Source organism: Vreelandella malpeensis (assembly GCF_020622355.1).
GTDB classification, from domain to species: domain Bacteria; phylum Pseudomonadota; class Gammaproteobacteria; order Pseudomonadales; family Halomonadaceae; genus Vreelandella; species Vreelandella malpeensis.
The window spans coordinates 1-3,073 of sequence record NZ_WHVL01000012.1 but is presented as its reverse complement, the minus strand read 5'-3'; the positions used below and the strand labels follow the sequence as shown (position 1 = coordinate 3,073).

The 3,073-nt window shown below is 55.3% G+C and carries 1 rRNA gene; it reads right to left on the bottom strand.

Annotated features, from left to right (window positions below):
- Positions 1-155: 155 nt before the first annotated feature.
- Positions 156-3,047 (bottom strand): 23S ribosomal RNA (locus GEV37_RS16835).
- Between the last annotated feature and the right edge of the window lie 26 nt (positions 3,048-3,073).

Genomic DNA, 3,073 nt, shown 5'->3' with positions numbered 1-3,073 from the left:
GGGATCGGGTGGTTCACGCAGGCTATGGTCGTCAGGCGTAACTATCAATGTACATCATGCTGGGCGTGTTTCGTGGCGTCTCTGCCGAGCGTTCTCGGCACGTATCCGGTTCTTTCATTCGTTGTCACTGCGCGACCAGACCCCTTGGGTGTTATAGGGTCAAGCCTCACGGGCCATTAGTACACGTTAGCTCAACGCCTTGCAGCGCGTCCACACCGTGCCTATCAACCAGCTGGTCTCGCTGGGCCCTTCAGGAGGCTCAAGGCCTCGGGGATGTCTCATCTTGAAGGGGGCTTCCCGCTTAGATGCTTTCAGCGGTTATCCCGTCCGCACATAGCTACCCGGCAATGCCACTGGCGTGACAACCGGAACACCAGAGGTGCGTCCACTCCGGTCCTCTCGTACTAGGAGCAGCCCTTCTCAAACATCCAACGCCCACGGCAGATAGGGACCGAACTGTCTCACGACGTTCTAAACCCAGCTCGCGTACCACTTTAAATGGCGAACAGCCATACCCTTGGGACCGACTTCAGCCCCAGGATGTGATGAGCCGACATCGAGGTGCCAAACACCGCCGTCGATGTGAACTCTTGGGCGGTATCAGCCTGTTATCCCCGGAGTACCTTTTATCCGTTGAGCGATGGCCCTTCCATACAGAACCACCGGATCACTAGAACCTGCTTTCGCACCTGCTCGACGTGTCTGTCTCGCAGTCAAGCACCCTTATGCTCTTGCACTCATTGCACGATGTCCGACCGTGCTGAGGGTACCTTCGTGCTCCTCCGTTACTCTTTGGGAGGAGACCGCCCCAGTCAAACTACCCACCACACACTGTCCTCGATCCGGATGACGGACCTGAGTGAGAACACCAATGATGCCAGGCTGGTATTTCAAGGTTGGCTCCACCCGAACTGGCGTCCGGGTTTCCAAGCCTCCCAGCTATCCTACACAGGCAACATCAGTGTCCAGTGTGAAGCTATAGTAAAGGTTCACGGGGTCTTTCCGTCTAGCCGCGGGTACACCGCATCTTCACGGCGATTTCAATTTCACTGAGTCTCGGGTGGAGACAGCGTGGCCATCATTACGCCATTCGTGCAGGTCGGAACTTACCCGACAAGGAATTTCGCTACCTTAGGACCGTTATAGTTACGGCCGCCGTTTACCGGGGCTTCGATCAAGAGCTTCGGCCGAGGCCTAACACCATCACTTAACCTTCCGGCACCGGGCAGGCGTCACACCCTATACGTCCGCTTGCGCGTTAGCAGAGTGCTGTGTTTTTACTAAACAGTTGCAGCCACCTGGTATCTTCGACCGGTTCGGGCTCGGGGAGCAAGTCCCTCTACCCTACGCCGGCGTGCCTTCTCCCGAAGTTACGGCACCATTTTGCCTAGTTCCTTCACCCGAGTTCTCTCAAGCGCCTTGGGATTCTCACCCTGACCACCTGTGTCGGTTTGGGGTACGGTCGCACATGATCTGAAGCTTAGAGGCTTTTCCTGGAAGCGTGGCATCAATGACTTCCGGTCCAAAGACCGTTCGTCTCGTGTCTCGGCCTTGAAGGGTCCCGGATTTACCTAAGACCCCAGCCTACTCACTTTCACCAGGACAACCAACGCCTGGCTCACCTAGCCTTCTCCGTCCCCCCATCGCAATCATGTCCGGTACGGGAATATTAGCCCGTTTCCCATCGACTACGCGTTTCCGCCTCGCCTTAGGGGCCGACTCACTCTGCTCTGATTAGCATCGAACAGAAAACCTTGGTCTTCCGGCGGGGGAGTTTTTCACTCCCCTTATCGTTACTCATGTCAGCATTCGCACTCGTGATACCTCCAGCAAGCTTCTCAACTCACCTTCATTGGCTTACACGACGCTCCTCTACCGCTCATCCTAGTGGATGAACCCGTAGCTTCGGTACCTGGTTTAGCCCCGTTACATCTTCCGCGCAGGCCGACTCGACTAGTGAGCTATTACGCTTTCTTTAAAGGATGGCTGCTTCTAAGCCAACCTCCTAGCTGTCTGAGCCTTCCCACATCGTTTCCCACTTAACCAGGATTTGGGGACCTTAGCTGACGGTCTGGGTTGTTTCCCTTTTCACGACGGACGTTAGCACCCGCCGTGTGTCTCCCACGCTGCACTCACCGGTATTCGGAGTTTGCCTCGGGTTGGTAAGTCGGGATGACCCCCTAGCCGAAACAGTGCTCTACCCCCGGTGGTGATACGTGAGGCGCTACCTAAATAGCTTTCGAGGAGAACCAGCTATCTCCGGGCTTGATTAGCCTTTCACTCCGATCCACAAGTCATCCAAATCTTTTTCAACAGATCCTGGTTCGGGCCTCCAGTTGATGTTACTCAACCTTCACCCTGCTCATGGATAGATCGCCCGGTTTCGGGTCTATATCCAGCGACTGGTCGCCCAGTTAAGACTCGATTTCTCTACGCCTCCCCTATACGGTTAAGCTCGCCACTGAATATAAGTCGCTGACCCATTATACAAAAGGTACGCAGTCACAGGACTTGCCTGCTCCTACTGCTTGTACGCACACGGTTTCAGGATCTATTTCACTCCCCTCGCCGGGGTTCTTTTCGCCTTTCCCTCACGGTACTGGTTCACTATCGGTCAGCCAGGAGTATTTAGCCTTGGAGGATGGTCCCCCCGTCTTCAGTCAAGGTTTCTCGTGCCCCGACCTACTCGATTTCACGTGATCAGATTTTCGACTACGGGGCTATCACCCGCTCTGGCCGGACTTCCCAATCCGTTCGTCTAACCTTTCACACGCTTAAGGGCTGGTCCCCGTTCGCTCGCCGCTACTGGGGGAATCTCGGTTGATTTCTTTTCCTCGGGGTACTTAGATGTTTCAGTTCCCCCGGTTCGCCTCGTACCTCTATATATTCAAGGTACGATACTGACCTTGTGGTCAGTGGGTTTCCCCATTCAGAGATGTCCGGGTCACAGGTCGTTTGCCACCTCACCGAACCTTATCGCAGGCTTCCACGTCTTTCATCGCCTCTGGCTGCCTAGGCATCCACCGTGTGCGCTTCATTGCTTGACCCTATAACCCGAAGGAGTCTGGATCGC